The sequence below is a fragment of the Streptomyces sp. NPDC019396 genome, assembly GCF_040632375.1.
GTDB lineage: Bacteria > Actinomycetota > Actinomycetes > Streptomycetales > Streptomycetaceae > Streptomyces.
In genome coordinates, this window is the sequence record NZ_JBEYBS010000013.1 from 1 (window position 1) to 15,373 (window position 15,373).

General features: G+C 65.9%; 28 protein-coding genes and 1 pseudogene. All 29 read right to left on the reverse strand.

The features are described 5' to 3' along the window. Positions 1 to 290, reverse strand: a pseudogene (locus ABZ532_RS16735) (DNA-directed RNA polymerase subunit alpha); the annotation flags it as partial. 167 nt (positions 291 to 457) lie between these two features. After that, positions 458 to 862 (reverse strand): 30S ribosomal protein S11, encoded by a 405-nt coding sequence (gene rpsK / locus ABZ532_RS16740; RefSeq protein ID WP_017949643.1) that lies wholly within the window; start codon positions 860 to 862, stop codon positions 458 to 460. 96 nt (positions 863 to 958) lie between these two features. Continuing rightward, positions 959 to 1,339 (reverse strand): 30S ribosomal protein S13, encoded by a 381-nt coding sequence (rpsM, locus tag ABZ532_RS16745; RefSeq protein ID WP_004946638.1) that lies wholly within the window; start codon positions 1,337 to 1,339, stop codon positions 959 to 961. Positions 1,340 to 1,538: 199 nt separating this feature from the next. Next, positions 1,539 to 1,652, reverse strand: a complete 114-nt coding sequence (gene rpmJ, locus ABZ532_RS16750) for a 50S ribosomal protein L36 (RefSeq protein ID WP_003956441.1) — start codon at positions 1,650 to 1,652, stop codon at positions 1,539 to 1,541. Positions 1,653 to 1,709: 57 nt separating this feature from the next. Then, complete coding sequence (gene infA / locus ABZ532_RS16755) at positions 1,710 to 1,931, reverse strand: translation initiation factor IF-1 (protein WP_003956442.1); 222 nt, start codon at positions 1,929 to 1,931, stop codon at positions 1,710 to 1,712. Positions 1,932 to 2,183: 252 nt separating this feature from the next. Continuing rightward, positions 2,184 to 3,020, reverse strand: coding sequence for a type I methionyl aminopeptidase (gene map / locus ABZ532_RS16760; RefSeq protein ID WP_361283332.1), 837 nt, complete (start codon positions 3,018 to 3,020; stop codon positions 2,184 to 2,186). A 119-nt stretch (positions 3,021 to 3,139) separates the two neighbouring features. Further along, positions 3,140 to 3,805, reverse strand: a complete 666-nt coding sequence (locus tag ABZ532_RS16765) for an adenylate kinase (protein WP_361283334.1) — start codon at positions 3,803 to 3,805, stop codon at positions 3,140 to 3,142. Beyond that, positions 3,805 to 5,124: a preprotein translocase subunit SecY gene (gene secY, locus ABZ532_RS16770; RefSeq protein WP_361283336.1), complete on the reverse strand. Its 1,320-nt coding sequence runs from the start codon at positions 5,122 to 5,124 to the stop codon at positions 3,805 to 3,807. Before secY ends, ABZ532_RS16765 begins: the two co-directional genes overlap by 1 nt. A 286-nt stretch (positions 5,125 to 5,410) precedes the next feature. Further along, positions 5,411 to 5,866 (reverse strand): 50S ribosomal protein L15, encoded by a 456-nt coding sequence (rplO, locus tag ABZ532_RS16775; protein WP_361283338.1) that lies wholly within the window; start codon positions 5,864 to 5,866, stop codon positions 5,411 to 5,413. A gap of 2 nt (positions 5,867 to 5,868) precedes the next feature. Continuing rightward, the gene (rpmD, locus tag ABZ532_RS16780) at positions 5,869 to 6,051 is read right to left on the reverse strand and encodes a 50S ribosomal protein L30 (RefSeq protein WP_215183645.1); all 183 of its coding nucleotides are present in this window, start codon (positions 6,049 to 6,051) and stop codon (positions 5,869 to 5,871) included. Next, complete coding sequence (rpsE, locus tag ABZ532_RS16785) at positions 6,051 to 6,662, reverse strand: 30S ribosomal protein S5 (protein WP_242329302.1); 612 nt, start codon at positions 6,660 to 6,662, stop codon at positions 6,051 to 6,053. Before rpsE ends, rpmD begins: the two co-directional genes overlap by 1 nt. Positions 6,663 to 6,705: 43 nt before the next feature. After that, on the reverse strand, positions 6,706 to 7,089 hold the full coding sequence (rplR, locus tag ABZ532_RS16790; RefSeq protein WP_338677245.1) for a 50S ribosomal protein L18: 384 nt from the start codon (positions 7,087 to 7,089) through the stop codon (positions 6,706 to 6,708). A gap of 2 nt (positions 7,090 to 7,091) precedes the next feature. Beyond that, positions 7,092 to 7,631 (reverse strand): 50S ribosomal protein L6, encoded by a 540-nt coding sequence (gene rplF, locus ABZ532_RS16795; RefSeq protein WP_361283341.1) that lies wholly within the window; start codon positions 7,629 to 7,631, stop codon positions 7,092 to 7,094. Positions 7,632 to 7,651: 20 nt separating this feature from the next. Then, positions 7,652 to 8,050 (reverse strand): 30S ribosomal protein S8, encoded by a 399-nt coding sequence (rpsH, locus tag ABZ532_RS16800; protein ID WP_338677247.1) that lies wholly within the window; start codon positions 8,048 to 8,050, stop codon positions 7,652 to 7,654. A gap of 211 nt (positions 8,051 to 8,261) precedes the next feature. Beyond that, positions 8,262 to 8,447: a type Z 30S ribosomal protein S14 gene (locus ABZ532_RS16805; protein ID WP_003956452.1), complete on the reverse strand. Its 186-nt coding sequence runs from the start codon at positions 8,445 to 8,447 to the stop codon at positions 8,262 to 8,264. Between the two features lie 5 nt (positions 8,448 to 8,452). Then, complete coding sequence (rplE, locus tag ABZ532_RS16810) at positions 8,453 to 9,010, reverse strand: 50S ribosomal protein L5 (RefSeq protein ID WP_153486744.1); 558 nt, start codon at positions 9,008 to 9,010, stop codon at positions 8,453 to 8,455. Then, positions 9,010 to 9,333 carry a 50S ribosomal protein L24 gene (gene rplX / locus ABZ532_RS16815; protein WP_105868304.1) on the reverse strand — a complete coding sequence of 108 codons (324 nt, stop codon included), beginning with the start codon at positions 9,331 to 9,333 and terminating at the stop codon, positions 9,010 to 9,012. Before rplX ends, rplE begins: the two co-directional genes overlap by 1 nt. Before the next feature lie 2 nt (positions 9,334 to 9,335). Then, the gene (gene rplN, locus ABZ532_RS16820; RefSeq protein ID WP_003956455.1) at positions 9,336 to 9,704 is read right to left on the reverse strand and encodes a 50S ribosomal protein L14; all 369 of its coding nucleotides are present in this window, start codon (positions 9,702 to 9,704) and stop codon (positions 9,336 to 9,338) included. A 135-nt stretch (positions 9,705 to 9,839) separates the two neighbouring features. Further along, on the reverse strand, positions 9,840 to 10,127 hold the full coding sequence (gene rpsQ, locus ABZ532_RS16825) for a 30S ribosomal protein S17 (protein WP_361283344.1): 288 nt from the start codon (positions 10,125 to 10,127) through the stop codon (positions 9,840 to 9,842). After that, complete coding sequence (gene rpmC, locus ABZ532_RS16830; RefSeq protein ID WP_361283346.1) at positions 10,127 to 10,351, reverse strand: 50S ribosomal protein L29; 225 nt, start codon at positions 10,349 to 10,351, stop codon at positions 10,127 to 10,129. Before rpmC ends, rpsQ begins: the two co-directional genes overlap by 1 nt. After that, positions 10,351 to 10,770: a 50S ribosomal protein L16 gene (gene rplP, locus ABZ532_RS16835; RefSeq protein WP_005313579.1), complete on the reverse strand. Its 420-nt coding sequence runs from the start codon at positions 10,768 to 10,770 to the stop codon at positions 10,351 to 10,353. The genes rpmC and rplP overlap by 1 nt, the downstream gene beginning before the upstream one ends. Before the next feature lie 5 nt (positions 10,771 to 10,775). Continuing rightward, the gene (gene rpsC, locus ABZ532_RS16840; protein WP_361283347.1) at positions 10,776 to 11,609 is read right to left on the reverse strand and encodes a 30S ribosomal protein S3; all 834 of its coding nucleotides are present in this window, start codon (positions 11,607 to 11,609) and stop codon (positions 10,776 to 10,778) included. Next, positions 11,609 to 11,956, reverse strand: a complete 348-nt coding sequence (rplV, locus tag ABZ532_RS16845; protein ID WP_009327087.1) for a 50S ribosomal protein L22 — start codon at positions 11,954 to 11,956, stop codon at positions 11,609 to 11,611. Before rplV ends, rpsC begins: the two co-directional genes overlap by 1 nt. A 43-nt stretch (positions 11,957 to 11,999) precedes the next feature. Further along, complete coding sequence (gene rpsS / locus ABZ532_RS16850; protein ID WP_003956461.1) at positions 12,000 to 12,281, reverse strand: 30S ribosomal protein S19; 282 nt, start codon at positions 12,279 to 12,281, stop codon at positions 12,000 to 12,002. Positions 12,282 to 12,293: 12 nt separating this feature from the next. Beyond that, a complete protein-coding gene (gene rplB, locus ABZ532_RS16855; RefSeq protein ID WP_361283350.1) occupies positions 12,294 to 13,130 on the reverse strand; it encodes a 50S ribosomal protein L2 in 837 nt (278 codons plus the stop codon). A 41-nt stretch (positions 13,131 to 13,171) separates the two neighbouring features. Then, complete coding sequence (rplW, locus tag ABZ532_RS16860; RefSeq protein WP_361283352.1) at positions 13,172 to 13,495, reverse strand: 50S ribosomal protein L23; 324 nt, start codon at positions 13,493 to 13,495, stop codon at positions 13,172 to 13,174. Next, positions 13,495 to 14,145, reverse strand: a complete 651-nt coding sequence (gene rplD / locus ABZ532_RS16865; RefSeq protein ID WP_361283354.1) for a 50S ribosomal protein L4 — start codon at positions 14,143 to 14,145, stop codon at positions 13,495 to 13,497. The genes rplW and rplD overlap by 1 nt, the downstream gene beginning before the upstream one ends. 7 nt (positions 14,146 to 14,152) lie before the next feature. Beyond that, positions 14,153 to 14,797: a 50S ribosomal protein L3 gene (gene rplC, locus ABZ532_RS16870; RefSeq protein WP_361283356.1), complete on the reverse strand. Its 645-nt coding sequence runs from the start codon at positions 14,795 to 14,797 to the stop codon at positions 14,153 to 14,155. A 17-nt stretch (positions 14,798 to 14,814) separates the two neighbouring features. Beyond that, positions 14,815 to 15,123, reverse strand: a complete 309-nt coding sequence (rpsJ, locus tag ABZ532_RS16875; protein WP_003948644.1) for a 30S ribosomal protein S10 — start codon at positions 15,121 to 15,123, stop codon at positions 14,815 to 14,817. Positions 15,124 to 15,373: the final 250 nt, after the last annotated feature.

The following is a 15,373-nucleotide window of genomic DNA, read 5'->3' on the forward strand; positions in this document are numbered from 1 at the left end:
AGGTACATCACGACCGGCTCGTCGTGCTCCGAGGAGACGACCAGCTGCTTGATGTTCAGGATGAGGTCGGTGACGTCGTCCTTGACGCCCGGCACGGTGGTGAACTCGTGCAGGACACCGTCGATACGGATGGACGTGACCGCCGCACCCGGGATCGAGGACAGGAGCGTACGGCGGAGCGAGTTGCCGAGGGTGTAACCGAAGCCCGGCTCCAGCGGCTCGATCACGAACCGGGAGCGGAACTCGTCGACAACCTCTTCGGTCAGCGACGGACGCTGAGCAATCAGCATGTCAATGATCCTTCAATCGTGGACGCCCGCTATTTGACGCCCTACGTGCCGCACCGGTCAGGTGCGGATACAGCAAGGGTACGGGCGGCACGACCCCTAAGGGGCCGTACCGCCCGGACACTCAGGTCAGGCGATCACACGAAGCGATGCCTGGCAGCGGCGCAGCGTCAGACGCGGCGGCGCTTGGGGGGACGGCAGCCGTTGTGCGGCGTCGGGGTGACGTCCTGGATCGAGCCGACCTCGAGGCCGGTGGCCTGGAGGGAGCGGATCGCGGTCTCACGGCCGGAGCCCGGACCCTTGACGAAGACGTCGACCTTGCGCATGCCGTGCTCCTGCGCGCGGCGGGCGGCCGACTCGGCAGCCATCTGCGCGGCGAACGGAGTGGACTTGCGCGAGCCCTTGAAGCCGACGTGGCCGGCGGAGGCCCAGGAGATCACGTTGCCGGACGGGTCCGTGATCGAGACGATCGTGTTGTTGAACGTGCTCTTGATGTGCGCGTGGCCGTGAGCGACGTTCTTCTTTTCCTTGCGGCGCACCTTCTTGACGGCGCCTTGGCGTCCCTTGGGGGGCATGTATTTCTCCCGTGGAGGTGGTCGGTCCTACAGCGAAGACCGCTTGGGGGGTCTGAGGGGAGTCCCCCCAGATCACACAGTGCGTCCTGCTGAGGACTACTTCTTGCCCGGCTTCTTCTTACCGGCGATGGCGCGACGCGGGCCCTTGCGGGTGCGGGCGTTCGTGCTGGTGCGCTGACCGTGGACCGGCAGACCGCGGCGGTGACGCAGACCCTGGTAGCAGCCGATCTCGACCTTGCGGCGGATGTCGGCCTGGATCTCGCGACGGAGGTCGCCCTCGGTCTTGAGGTTGGCGTCCACGTACTCGCGGATCTTGACCAGGTCCTCTTCGGCCAGGTCACGAACGCGGGTGTTCGGGTTCACACCGGTCGCGGCGAGGGTCGCCTTCGACTGGGTGCGGCCGATACCGAAGACGTAGGTGAGTGCGACCTCCACACGCTTGTCGCGCGGGATGTCAACACCGGAAACGCGTGCCATTCAATGGCTCCTGTGGTGTTCGGGGGTCTTCCGCAGAACCACTCCCGGCCGCCGACCCCTCCCTGTGGAGGAGTGGTACGTCCGGGTCCCCGGCCCCCGCCGGAGGTGCCGCCGACCCCGAAGGGCTGGGCGGGTTCTGCGTATCTACATGTGTTGCTTGCGTCGCGCGAAGTAACTGCGATGTGCAGGTGGTCGTACGTCAGCCCTGGCGCTGCTTGTGGCGCAGGTTGTCGCAGATGACCATGACCCGGCCGTGACGGCGGATCACCTTGCACTTGTCGCAGATCTTCTTGACGCTCGGCTTGACCTTCATGGGTGTGAGGTTCTCCGGGTCAGTGCCAGCACCCCACGGGAGGGGTGAGGGCAAGATCTACTTGTATCGGTAGACGATCCGGCCACGCGTCAGGTCGTACGGAGACAGCTCCACGACAACCCGGTCGTCCGGCAGGATACGGATGTAGTGCATCCGCATCTTTCCGGAGATGTGCGCGAGGACCTTGTGACCGTTCTGGAGCTCCACCTTGAACATGGCGTTCGGCAGGGACTCGATCACGGTGCCCTCGATTTCGATGGCACCTTGCTTCTTGGCCACGCTTCGCCCTTCGAATCGGCTACCTTGATCGGCTCTCCACCCGCGAGTGTGCGTACGTTCCTGCACGCGGACATGCGGATACACGAGAGCCGACGCATCAGTCTACGTCAGGCCCCTGGAAAACACGAATCCAGGGAGTTTGCCCAACGCCGCTGATCGTTACGCCGGCGGATTGAGCCGACGTGTTCTTGCCGTCGGACTCGGACCGCCCAGTCCGACGGAGTGGGCGCTCCGAGTCAGACGAAACAACAACTAAGCGAGCGGGTCCGGGGCGGCGGTGATGCCCAGCTCCGCCAGCTTGGCCCTTCCGCCGTCCACGGCGGTCAGCACCAGCGGGCCTTCCTCCGTCAGCGCGACCGAGTGCTCCCAGTGCGAGGACCAGGTGCCGTCGGTGGTGATCACGGTCCACTCGTCCGCGAGCACCTCGGTGTGCGGGGTACCGAGCGACACCATCGGCTCGATGGCGAGGCAGAAGCCGGGGATCAGCTTGGGGCCCTTTCCGCGCTTGCGCGAGACGTAGTTCAGCAGATGAGGGTCCATGTGCATCTCGGTGCCGATGCCATGGCCGCCGTACTCCTCGATGATCCCGTACCGCCCGCCGCCCGGCTTGGGCTGGCGCCGGATGTAGGTCTCGATGGCACGGGAGACGTCGACCAGGCGGTTGCCGCTCTTCATCGCGGCGATACCGGCCCACATGGACTCCTCCGTCACCCGGGAGAGCTCGATCAGCTCCGGGGCGTGGCCGCTCCCGACGAACACGGTGAACGCGGCGTCGCCGTGCCAGCCGTCGATGACCGCCCCGGCGTCGATGGAGATGATGTCCCCGTCCTTGAGCACGGTCTTGTCGTCCGGGATGCCATGCACGACGACCTCGTTGACCGAGGTGCAGATGGTGGCGGGGAAACCCCCGTAGCCCAGGAAGTTGGACTTGGCCCCGTGGTCGGCGATCACCTTGCGGGCCACCCCGTCCAGATCCCGGGTGGTGGCACCGGGCACGGCGGCCTCACGGGTCGCCGCGTGGATGGCGGCGACGACCAGGCCCGCCTCACGCATCTTCGCGATCTGCTCGGGGGTCTTGATCTGCACCATGGGGGACTGCGCCTTTCCGGTTCGGAGAGTGGTCGGAGGTGTTCGACGAGTGGGGTAATCAACGATACGGCCGCGGCGTCCCTGGGACACCGCGGCCGTATCGGCTACAGCTGAATGGGTCAGGCCTGCGCGGCCCGGTCACCCCGAAGGGCCTCCATCGCCCGCTCGGTCACCTCGGCGACCTTGCCCAGCGCGAAGATCGTGACCACCAGGCCCTGGGCCTTGTAGTAGTCGATGATCGGTTCGGTCTGGGTGTGGTAGACCTCGAGCCGCTTGCGCACGGTCTCCTCGGAGTCGTCGTCGCGCTGGTACAGCTCGCCGCCGCAGGCGTCGCAGACGCCTTCCTGCTTCGCCGGGCTGTACGTGACGTGGAAGACGTGCGCGCTGTCGTGGCGGCAGATGCGGCGGCCCGCGATCCGCTTCACGACCTCGTCCTCGGGGACCTCGAGGTCAAGCACCGCGTCCAGCTTCATGCCCTCGGTCTTGAGCATCTCGTCGAGCGCCTCGGCCTGCGAGACGTTGCGCGGGAAGCCGTCCAGCAGGAAGCCGTTCGCCGCGTCGGGCTGCGCCATGCGGTCCTTGGCCATACCGATGGTGACCTCGTCGGGCACGAGGTTGCCCGCGTCCATGTACGCCTTGGCCTGCTTGCCGAGCTCCGTGCCCTGGCTGATGTTGGCCCGGAAGAGGTCGCCCGTGGAGATGTGCGGGATCGACAGGTTCTTGGCGAGGAACGCGGCCTGCGTTCCCTTGCCCGCACCGGGCGGCCCGACGAGGACGATTCGCATCAGCGGAGGAACCCTTCGTAGTTGCGCTGCTGGAGCTGGCTCTCGATCTGCTTCACGGTCTCGAGACCGACACCCACGATGATGAGGATGCTGGTGCCACCGAACGGGAAGTTCTGGTTGGCACCGCCGAAGCCCGCCAACGCCATCGTCGGCACAAGAGCGATCAGACCCAGATACAGCGAGCCCGGCCAGGTGATCCGGTTGAGCACGTAGCTCAAGTACTCAGCAGTAGGTCGACCAGCCCGGATACCCGGGATGAAGCCACCATACTTCTTCATGTTGTCCGCGACTTCCTCGGGGTTGAACGAGATAGCCACGTAGAAGAAGGCGAAAAAGACAATCAGGAGGAAGTACGCGGTGATGTAGTACGGGTGGTCGCCCTTCACGAAGTGCGTTTCGATCCAGGTCTTCCAGCCCGCGTTGGAGTTCGAGAACTGCGCGATCAACGCGGGGATGTAGAGCAGCGAAGAGGCGAAGATGACAGGAATCACACCTGCCTGGTTCACCTTCAGCGGGATGTACGTGGACGTACCGCCGTAGGACCTGCGGCCGATCATGCGCTTCGCGTACTGCACCGGGATACGGCGCTGGGCCTGCTCGACGAACACGACGAGGGCCACCATCACGAAGCCGACCACGATGACCGTGCCGAATTCGATCCAGCCCTTGGCCAGCTTGCCGCTCTCCTTGATCGCCCACAGGGCGCCCGGGAAGCCGGCGGCGATCGAGATGAACATCAGGATCGACATTCCGTTGCCGATGCCGCGGTCCGTGATCAGTTCACCGAGCCACATGACGACCGCCGTACCGGCGGTCATGGTGATCACCATGGTGGCGGTGACGAAGATCGACTGGTCGGGGACGATCTCACTGCCGACGGCGCAGCCCTGGAACAGCGCACCGCTACGGGCCGCGGCCACGATGCCGGTGCCCTGGAGGACGGCGAGCGCGATGGTCAGGTAGCGGGTGTACTGAGTGATCTTGGACGTACCCGCCTGGCCCTCCTTCTTGAGGGCTTCCAGACGCGGGATCACCACGGTCAGCAGCTGAAGGATGATGCTCGCGGTGATGTACGGCATGATGCCGAGCGCGAAGATCGTGATCTGCAGCAGAGCACCGCCGCTGAACATGTTGACGAGGCCGAACAGGCTTCCCTGGTTCTTCGACGCCTGGTCCACACAGATCTGGACGTTCTCATAGCTGACGCCGGGCACCGGGATGTGCGCCCCGACCCGGAACAGCACGATGATGCCGAGCGTGAAGAGCAGCTTCTTGCGCAGGTCGGGCGTCTTGAACGCCCGGGCGAACGCGGTGAGCACGGTGCCTCCTGCGACCCCCGCGCAAAGCGTCAGAGGTGACGGTCTTGAGGTTCGACGAATACGTATGGTCAAGCAGCAAGAGCCGCGAGGTATGCCCGTGGGTCAGCCCTTGCGGCCCTGATTCCCTCTACCGGAGTAGTGGGAAGGGCGGTTCGGGAGTCACACCCCCGGCAAATACAGCAACAACGCTCGCCACCTTACCTGCGAGTGTGCCCACCTTGGAACGACCAACCGGGGATGCCCCGTTTAGGAGGCATCCCCGGAAGGTGTTCAGGCCATCGGCTCGTCAGACGAGCTCGGTGACGGTGCCGCCGGCAGCGGCGATCTTCTCCTTGGCGGACCCGGAGACGGCGTCGACCGTCACCTGGAGCGCCACGGAGACCTCGCCCTGGCCAAGGACCTTGACGAGCTGGTTCTTGCGCACCGCACCCTTGGCGACCAGATCGGCCACCGTGACCTCGCCACCCTGCGGGTAGAGAGAGGCCAGCTTGTCCAGGTTCACGACCTGGTACTCGGTGCGGAACGGGTTCTTGAAGCCCTTCAGCTTCGGGAGGCGCATGTGGAGGGGCATCTGCCCACCCTCGAAGCGCTCCGGAACCTGGTAGCGGGCCTTCGTGCCCTTGGTACCACGACCAGCCGTCTTACCCTTCGACGCCTCACCACGACCAACACGGGTCTTGGCGGTCTTGGCGCCGGGGGCGGGACGGAGGTTGTGGATCTTGAGCGGGTTCTGCTCCGCCATGATCAGTCGACCTCCTCAACCGTCACGAGGTGGCGGACGGTGTGCACCATGCCGCGGAACTCGGGGCGGTCCTCCTTGACGACCACGTCGTTGACCCTCTTCAGGCCAAGCGAACGCAGGGTGTCGCGGTGGTTCTGCTTGCTGCCGATGTACGACTTCTTCTGCGTGATCTTGAGGCGGGCCATTACGCACCCGCTCCCGCACCGGCACGCGCACGCAGCAGAGCCGCGGGGGCGACGTCCTCGAGCGGCAGACCACGGCGCGCCGCGATCTCCTCGGGACGCTGCAGACCCTTGAGGGCCGCCACGGTCGCGTGGACGATGTTGATCGCGTTGGACGAGCCGAGCGACTTCGACAGGATGTCGTGCACGCCGGCGCACTCGAGCACGGCACGCACCGGGCCACCGGCGATAACGCCGGTACCGGGGGAAGCCGGCTTGAGCAGGACGACGCCCGCAGCCTTCTCACCCGTGATCGGGTGCGGGATGGTGCCCTGGATACGGGGGACCTTGAAGAAGTGCTTCTTGGCCTCCTCAACACCCTTGGCGATGGCGGCCGGCACCTCCTTGGCCTTGCCGTAACCGACACCCACGGTGCCGTCACCATCGCCCACCACGACCAGCGCGGTGAAGCTGAAGCGACGACCACCCTTCACAACCTTGGCGACACGGTTGATCGCGACAACGCGCTCAACGTAAGCGGTCTTCTCGGCGGCAGCTGCGCCGCCGTCACGGCCCTTCCGGTCCCGCCGCTCGCCGCCACCGGCACCGCTTCCGCGGCGCTGGGGTCCAGCCATTGGAATTACCTCTCTTCGTTTTCCGCTGAGCTACGGAACCGGCTCAGAACTTCAGGCCGGCTTCGCGGGCGGCGTCCGCCAGGGCGGCGATGCGCCCGGCGTACTGGTTGCCGCCACGGTCGAACACGACAGCCTCGACGCCGGCAGCCTTGGCACGCTCGGCCACGAGCTGGCCGACCTGCTTCGCCTTCGCCGACTTGTCGCCTTCGCCGCCGCGGATGGACGAGTCCAGGGTGGACGCCGACGCGAGCGTGTGGCCCGCGATGTCGTCGATGACCTGAGCCGTGATGCCGCGGTTGGACCGGGTGACGACCAGACGCGGACGCGCCGGAGTACCCGAGATCTTCTTGCGGATGCGGATGTGGCGACGCTTCAGGGAAGCGCCCTTGTAGGCCTTGCCCTTGGCAATCTTCACGCCGTATGCCATGGCTACTTACCAGCCTTTCCGACCTTGCGGCGGATGACCTCGCCCGCGTACTTCACGCCCTTGGCCTTGTACGGGTCGGGCTTGCGCAGCTTGCGGATGTTCGCGGCGACCTCGCCGACCTTCTGCTTGTCGATGCCCTCGACCGAGAACTTGGTCGGCGACTCGACCTTGAAGGAGATGCCCTCGGGGGCCTCCACCAGGATCGGGTGGCTGTAGCCGAGCTGGAACTCCAGGTTGGAGCCCTTCGCGGCGACGCGGTAACCGACACCGCTGATCTCGAGCGCCTTGATGTATCCCGTGGTCACACCGGTGATCATGTTCGCCACCAGCGTGCGGGACAGGCCGTGCAGGGCCTTGTTCTGACGCTCGTCGTTGGGGCGGGTGACGTTGAGAACGCCGTCCTCACCCTTCGCGATCTCGATCGGCGCGGCAACGGTGTGGCTCAGGGTGCCCTTGGGGCCCTTCACCTGGACCGTACGGCCGTCGATGGTGACATCCACGCCGGCGGGAACCGGGATGGGGAGCTTGCCGATACGCGACATTGCTTTTCCTCCGTTCCCGACTACCAGACGTAGGCGAGGACTTCCCCACCCACGCCCTTCTTCTGCGCCTGCTTGTCGGTGAGCAGACCGTGCGACGTGGAGATGATCGCCACGCCCAGGCCGCCGAGCACCTTCGGCAGGTTGGTGGACTTCGCGTAGACCCGGAGACCGGGCTTGGAGATCCGCTTGATGCCCGCGATGGAGCGCTCACGGTTCGGGCCGAACTTCAGCTCGAGGACGAGGTTCTTGCCGACCTCGGCGTCCTCGACCTTCCAGCCCGTGATGAAGCCCTCCTGCTGGAGGATCTCCGCGATGTGCGACTTGATCTTGCTGTGCGGCATGGTCACGGAGTCGTGGTACGCCGAGTTCGCGTTACGCAGACGGGTCAGCATGTCCGCGATCGGATCAGTCATGGTCATGAATTGGCCTTCGGCCTCTCTCGCCGGGGTTTCCTGTATGCGCCATCCCTCTCCCCGCACAGGGGCGGGACGGGTGCGGCGCGGGGACCTACGGCGTAGTAAGTCGATCAGGGCGGCGGGCGCCCAACCCCACAAGCCTACGGCATGTGGAGGAAGGGCCCCGCCGTCCCGTTGCTTACCGAGAGCCTCTGGTAATCCGGGAAACCCGGAATTACCAGGAGCTCTTGGTCACGCCCGGCAGCTCGCCGCGGTGAGCCATCTCACGAAGGCACACGCGGCACAGGCCGAACTTGCGGTACACGGAGTGCGGACGGCCGCAGCGCTGGCAGCGGGTGTACGCACGCACACCGAACTTGGGCTTACGAGCAGCCTTGGCAATCAGAGCCTTCTTCGCCATCTCGCTTACGCCTCCTTGAACGGGAAGCCGAGGTGACGGAGAAGGGCACGGCCCTCAGCGTCGTTGGTCGCCGTGGTGACCACGGTGATGTCCATACCCCGGACGCGGTCGATCTTGTCCTGGTCGATCTCGTGGAACATGACCTGCTCGGTGAGACCGAAGGTGTAGTTGCCACGGCCGTCGAACTGCTTGGGGGACAGACCACGGAAGTCGCGGATGCGCGGCAGCGCGAGCGACAGGGTGCGGTCCAGGAACTCCCACATGCGGTCGCCACGGAGCGTGACGTGGGCACCGATCGGCTGACCCTCACGCAGCTTGAACTGCGCGATGGACTTGCGGGCCTTGGTGACGGCCGGCTTCTGACCGGTGATCGTGGTGAGGTCCTTGATGGCACCCTCGATCAGCTTGGAGTCGCGGGCGGCGTCGCCCACACCCATGTTGACCACGATCTTCACGAGGCCGGGGACCTGCATGACGTTCTCGTACGAGAACTCCTCACGCAGCTTGCCCGCGATCTCCTCGCGGTACTTCGTCTTCAGACGCGGAGTGGTGGTGGTAGCCATCAGATGTCCTCACCCGTCCGCTTGGCAACGCGGATCTTGTTGCCCTCGTCGTCGAAGCGGTAACCGACGCGGGTCACGACCTTATTGCCGTCCTTCTCCACGACGAGCTGAACGTTGCTCACGTGGATCGGGGCCTCGGTGGTGACGATGCCGCCGGCCTGCGAGGCACGACCCGGCTGGTTGGCCTTCGTGTGCTTCTTGACCCGGTTGACACCCTCGACCAGGACGCGGTCCTCGCGGGGGAAGGCCGCGATGACCTTGCCCTGCTTGCCCTTGTCCTTGCCGGTGATGACCTGTACCAGGTCGCCCTTCTTGATCTTCATGCTTACAGCACCTCCGGCGCGAGCGAGATGATCTTCATGAACTTCTTCTCGCGCAGCTCACGGCCGACGGGGCCGAAGATACGGGTGCCGCGAGGGTCGCCGTCGTTCTTCAGAATGACGGCGGCGTTCTCGTCGAAGCGGATGTACGAGCCGTCCTGGCGGCGGCGCTCCTTGACGGTGCGAACGATGACCGCCTTGACGACGTCACCCTTCTTCACGTTGCCACCGGGGATCGCGTCCTTGACGGTGGCGACGATGACGTCACCGATGCCCGCGTAGCGGCGGCCCGAGCCACCGAGAACACGGATGCAAAGGATCTCCTTGGCACCAGTGTTGTCGGCGACGCGAAGCCGCGACTCCTGCTGGATCACGTCTATCTCCTGTTTGTCTGCCGGTTCCCGGCAGGGGCTTCACCGTTGCGGGTGCGGCCCCTGCCGAGCCTGGCGGAACTGGCTTGAGGGAAACCCCTCAAGCTGTGTCTTTTGGACTCCCTTGCGGGAAGTTCCTTACTTGGCCTTCTCGAGGACCTCGACGACGCGCCAGCGCTTCGTCGCGGACAGCGGCCGGGTCTCCATGAGGAGGACACGGTCGCCGACACCCGCGGCGTTCTGCTCGTCGTGCGCCTTGAGCTTGTTCGTACGGCGGATGACCTTGCCGTACAGCGCGTGCTTGACGCGGTCCTCGACGGCGACGACGACGGTCTTGTCCATCTTGTCGCTGACGACCAGACCCTCACGGGTCTTGCGGAAGCCGCGCTCCTCGGTCTTCTTCTCAGTCACGTTGCTCTCGCTCATCAGGCGTTCTCCACCGTCTCGATGCCGAGCTCACGCTCACGCATCAGGGTGTAGATCCGGGCGATGTCCTTGCGGACGGCCTTCAGCCGGCCGTGGTTCTCGAGCTGGCCCGTCGCCGCCTGGAAGCGGAGGTTGAACAGCTCTTCCTTGGCCTCGCGAAGCTTGGCAACAAGCTCCTCGTTGCCCAGCTCGCGCAGCTCGGACGCCTTGATACCGACCGACATCACGCTTCACCTGCCTCGCGCTTGACGATCCGGCACTTCATCGGCAGCTTGTGAGCCGCACGAGTCAGAGCCTCACGCGCAATCTTCTCGTTCGGGTAGGACAGCTCGAACATGACCCGGCCCGGGTGCACGTTCGCGACCCACCACTCGGGGGAACCCTTACCGGAACCCATGCGGGTCTCGGCGGGCTTCTTCGTCAGCGGGCGGTCCGGGTAGATGTTGATCCAGACCTTGCCGCCACGCTTGATGTGGCGGGTCATCGCGATACGAGCCGCCTCGATCTGGCGGTTGGTCACGTACGCCGGAGTCATGGCCTGGATGCCGTACTCGCCGAACGCAACCGTCGTACCACCCTTGGCCATACCGCGGCGCTTGGGGTGGTGCTGCTTGCGGTGCTTGACCCTACGGGGGATCAGCATTTCGGTCAGGCCTCCGTTCCGGTGCTCTCAGCCGCAGCGGCGGCGGGAGCGTCGGCCTTGGGGGCCTCGGCAGCCGGCGCGGACTGCTGCTGCGGCTTGCGACCGCGACCGCCACGCTCGCCACCGCGGCCACCGCGGGCCGGACGGTCGGCGCCGCCACGGGCCGGGCGGTTGCCCGCACGGGCAGCGGCGTTCTCGGCGCGGACCTCAGCGATGTTCTTGACGTCGCCCTTGTAGATCCAGACCTTCACGCCGATGCGGCCGAAGGTCGTCTTGGCCTCGAAGAAGCCGTACTCGACGTTCGCACGGAGCGTGTGCAGCGGCACACGACCCTCGCGGTAGAACTCCGAGCGGGACATCTCGGCGCCGCCGAGACGGCCACCACACTGGATCTTGATGCCCTTGGCGCCCGCCTTCATCGCCGACTGCATGCTCTTACGCATGGCGCGGCGGAAGGAGACACGGGAGGACAGCTGCTCGGCCACGGCCTGGGCCACGAGCTGAGCGTCGACCTCGGGGTTCTTGACCTCGAGGATGTTCAGCTGAACCTGCTTGCCCGTGAGCTTCTCGAGCTGACCACGGATCTTGTCGGCCTCCGCGCCGCGGCGGCCGATGACGATGCCGGGACGCGCGGTGTGGATGTCCACCCGCACGCGGTCACGGGTGCGCTCGATCTCAACCTTCGAGATGCCGGCGCGCTCCATGCCGGACGTCAGCATCCGACGGATGGCGACGTCTTCCTTGACGTAGTCCTTGTACAGCTTGTCGGCGTACCAGCGGGACTTGAAGTCCGTGGTGATGCCGAGCCGGAACCCGTGCGGGTTTACCTTCTGGCCCATTACCGGGTTCCTTCCTTGCTGCTGACGACCACGGTGATGTGGCTGGTCCGCTTGCGGATCCGGTAGGCACGGCCCTGAGCACGCGGACGGAACCGCTTCAGGGTCGGGCCCTCGTCGACGTACGCCTCGCTGATGAACAGCGAAGAGGCGTCCGTGTGGTCGTAGTTGTGCGCGGCGTTGGCGATGGCACTGTCCAGCACCTTGCCAACCGGCACGCTCGCGGCCTGCGGGGCGAAACGCAGGACCGCCTGAGCCTCCGTGGCATCCATGCCACGGATGAGGTCCACCACGCGGCGGGCCTTCATGGGCGTGACGCGGATGTACCGCGCCTGGGCCCTGGCTTCCATGGTTGTCCCTTCGGTGTAAGTCATAGTCGTTCACACCCCGCGATTAGCGGCGCTTCGACTTCCGGTCGTCCTTGACGTGGCCGCGGAAGGTGCGAGTCGGCGAGAACTCGCCGAGCTTGTGGCCGACCATGGACTCGGTGACGAACACCGGGACGTGGGTCTTGCCGTTGTGCACCGCGATCGTGTGGCCCAGCATGGCCGGGACGATCATCGAGCGACGGGACCAGGTCTTGATGACGTTCTTGGTGCCGGCTTCGTTCTGTACGTCCACCTTCTTGATGAGGTGGTCGTCGACGAAGGGCCCCTTCTTGAGACTGCGCGGCATCTAAACCCGCTCCTAGCGCTTCTTGTTCGTCTTGCGGCGGCGGACGATGTACTTGTTGCTCGCCTTCTTGGGAGAACGAGTACGACCCTCCTTCTGACCCCACGGCGAGACCGGGTGGCGACCACCGGAGGTCTTGCCCTCACCACCACCGTGCGGGTGGTCGACCGGGTTCATGGCGACACCGCGGACGGTCGGGCGGACGCCCTTCCAGCGCATACGGCCGGCCTTGCCCCAGTTGATGTTCGACTGCTCGGCGTTGCCGACCTCGCCGACAGTGGCGCGGCAGCGGGCGTCGACCAGGCGGATCTCACCGGACGGCATGCGCAGGTGGGCCATGGAGCCCTCCTTCGCCAGCAGCTGCACGGAGGCACCCGCGGAGCGGGCGAACTTCGCGCCGCCGCCGGGCCGCAGCTCGATGGCGTGGATGGTCGTACCGACCGGGATGTTGCGCAGCGCCAGGTTGTTGCCGGGCTTGATGTCGGCGGCCGGGCCGTTCTCGATCCGGTCGCCCTGGCTCAGGCCGCGGGGGGCGATGATGTAGCGCTTCTCGCCGTCCGCGTAGTGCAGGAGCGCGATGCGCGCGGTGCGGTTGGGGTCGTACTCGATGTGCGCGACCTTGGCCGGCACGCCGTCCTTGTCGTGACGACGGAAGTCGATCACACGGTAGGCGCGCTTGTGGCCACCACCCTGGTGGCGAACGGTCACACGACCGGCGTTGTTACGGCCGCCCTTGCTGTGCAGGGGGCGGACCAGCGACTTCTCCGGCGTGGACCGCGTGATCTCGACGAAGTCGGCGACGCTGGAGCCACGACGGCCCGGAGTCGTCGGCTTGTACTTGCGGATACCCATTTCTCAGTCCTCGTCCGATATTCGGACGATCCAGACCTCCGTCAGGAGGCCGGACCGCCGAAGATGTCGATACGGTCGCCCTCGGCAAGGGTCACGATGGCGCGCTTGGTGTTGGCGCGCTTGCCGAAACCGGTGCGGGTGCGCTTGCGCTTGCCCTGGCGGTTGATCGTGTTGACCCCGGTGACCTTGACCGAGAAGACCGCCTCGACGGCCTGCTTGATCTGGGTCTTGTTCGCACGCGGGTCGACGACGAACGTGTACTTGTTGTCGTCCAGCAGCGCGTAGCTCTTCTCGGAGACGACCGGCTTGATCAGCAGGTCGCGCGGGTCCGTGAAGGTCTTGCTGGTGATCGTGGCCTCGGACATCAGGCCTCGCTCCCTTCGGTCTCAGCGGCCTTGGGGCCAGACACGAAGGACTCGAAAGCGGCCTGGGTGAAGACCACGTCGTCGGAGACGAGCACGTCGTACGTGTTCAGCTGGCCCGGCTCCAGGATGTGCACCTGGGGCAGGTTGCGGGCGGACAGCCACGCGGCCTCGTCGCTGCGGTCGACGACCAGGAGCAGGTTCTTGCGCTCCGAGATCTTGCCGAACAGCGTCTTGGCGGCCTTGGTGGAGATCGCACCCTCGATCACGCCGGAGACGACGTGGATACGGGAGTGACGGGCCCGGTCGGTGAGGGCACCGCGCAGGGCGGCGGCCTTCATCTTCTTCGGGGTCCGCTGCGAGTAGTCACGCGGCACGGGGCCGTGGACGACGCCACCGCCGGCGAACTGCGGCGCACGGGTCGAACCCTGGCGCGCGCGGCCGGTGCCCTTCTGGCGGTAAGGCTTCCTGCCACCACCACGGACTTCGCCACGGGTCTTGGTCTTGTGCGTGCCCTGACGGGCAGCGGCCAGCTGCGCGACGACGACCTGGTGGATCAGCGGAACGCTGACCTTGGCGTCGAAGATCTCCGCAGGGAGCTCGACGCTACCGGCCTTGTCGCCAGCGGGCGAAAGGATGTCAATGGTGCTCATCGTTACCTCAGGCCCCCTTGGCCGCGGTACGGACCAGGACGAGGCCGCCGTTCGGACCGGGAACCGCGCCCTTGATGAGCAGCAGCCCCTTCTCCGCGTCAACGGCGTGGACGGTCAGGTTCTGGGTGGTGACCCGCTCGTTGCCCATGCGGCCCGCCATACGGAGGCCCTTGAACACACGGCCCGGGGTGGCGCAGCCACCGATGGAACCGGGCGAGCGGTGCTTGCGCTGAGTGCCGTGTCCGGCGCCGAGGCCACGGAAGTTGTGGCGCTTCATGACACCGGCGAAGCCCTTGCCCTTGCTCTTGCCGGTCACGTCGACCTTCACGCCGGCCTCGAACACCTCAGCGGTGATCTCCTGGCCGAGCGCGTACTCGGAGGCGTCCGCGGTGCGGATCTCGACGAGGTGGCGACGGGGGGTGACGTCGGCCTTGGCGAAGTGGCCCTTGAGGGGCTTGTTCACCTTGCGCGGGTCGATCTCGCCGAAGGCGATCTGGACCGACTCGTAGCCGTCGACGTCGTTCGTACGAACCTGGGTGACGACGTTGGGGCTGGCCTTGACGACGGTGACCGGAACAACACGGTTGTTCTCGTCCCACACCTGCGTCATGCCGAGCTTCTCGCCCAGGATGCCCTTGATCTGCTTAGCCATCTCTCAGATCACCGGCCTCAGAGCTTGATCTCGATGTCGACACCGGCCGGGAGGTCGAGTCGCATCAGGGAGTCAACGGTCTTGGGCGTCGGGTCGAGGATGTCGATCAGGCGCTTGTGCGTGCGCATCTCGAAGTGCTCGCGCGAGTCCTTGTACTTGTGCGGCGACTTGATGACGCAGTACACGTTCTTCTCAGTGGGCAGCGGCACCGGGCCCGCGACCGACGCACCAGTGCGAGTCACCGTCTCGACGATCTTCTTCGCCGAAGAGTCGATGACCTCGTGGTCGTAGGCCTTGAGCCGGATGCGGATCTTCTGTCCCGCCATGGCTACTTCGTAGTCCTGTCTCTCGTAACGCTCTGACAACCCGGTCGGCTGTGCCTCAGGACACCGCTTCCCTCCGACCCACGCGGTCGGGCGTGTCGCAGCCCCTCCACGAAGATCTCCCGAAGGATTTCCCAACCAAGGGGGTGCGGACCCGAAGACCGCGCGCCGGAGGAGAACACCTACCGGGTGCCTGGTCGGCACCCCGCTGACACTTCCCGGAAGATTCCCGTACTTCCACCCCTGATCAGGG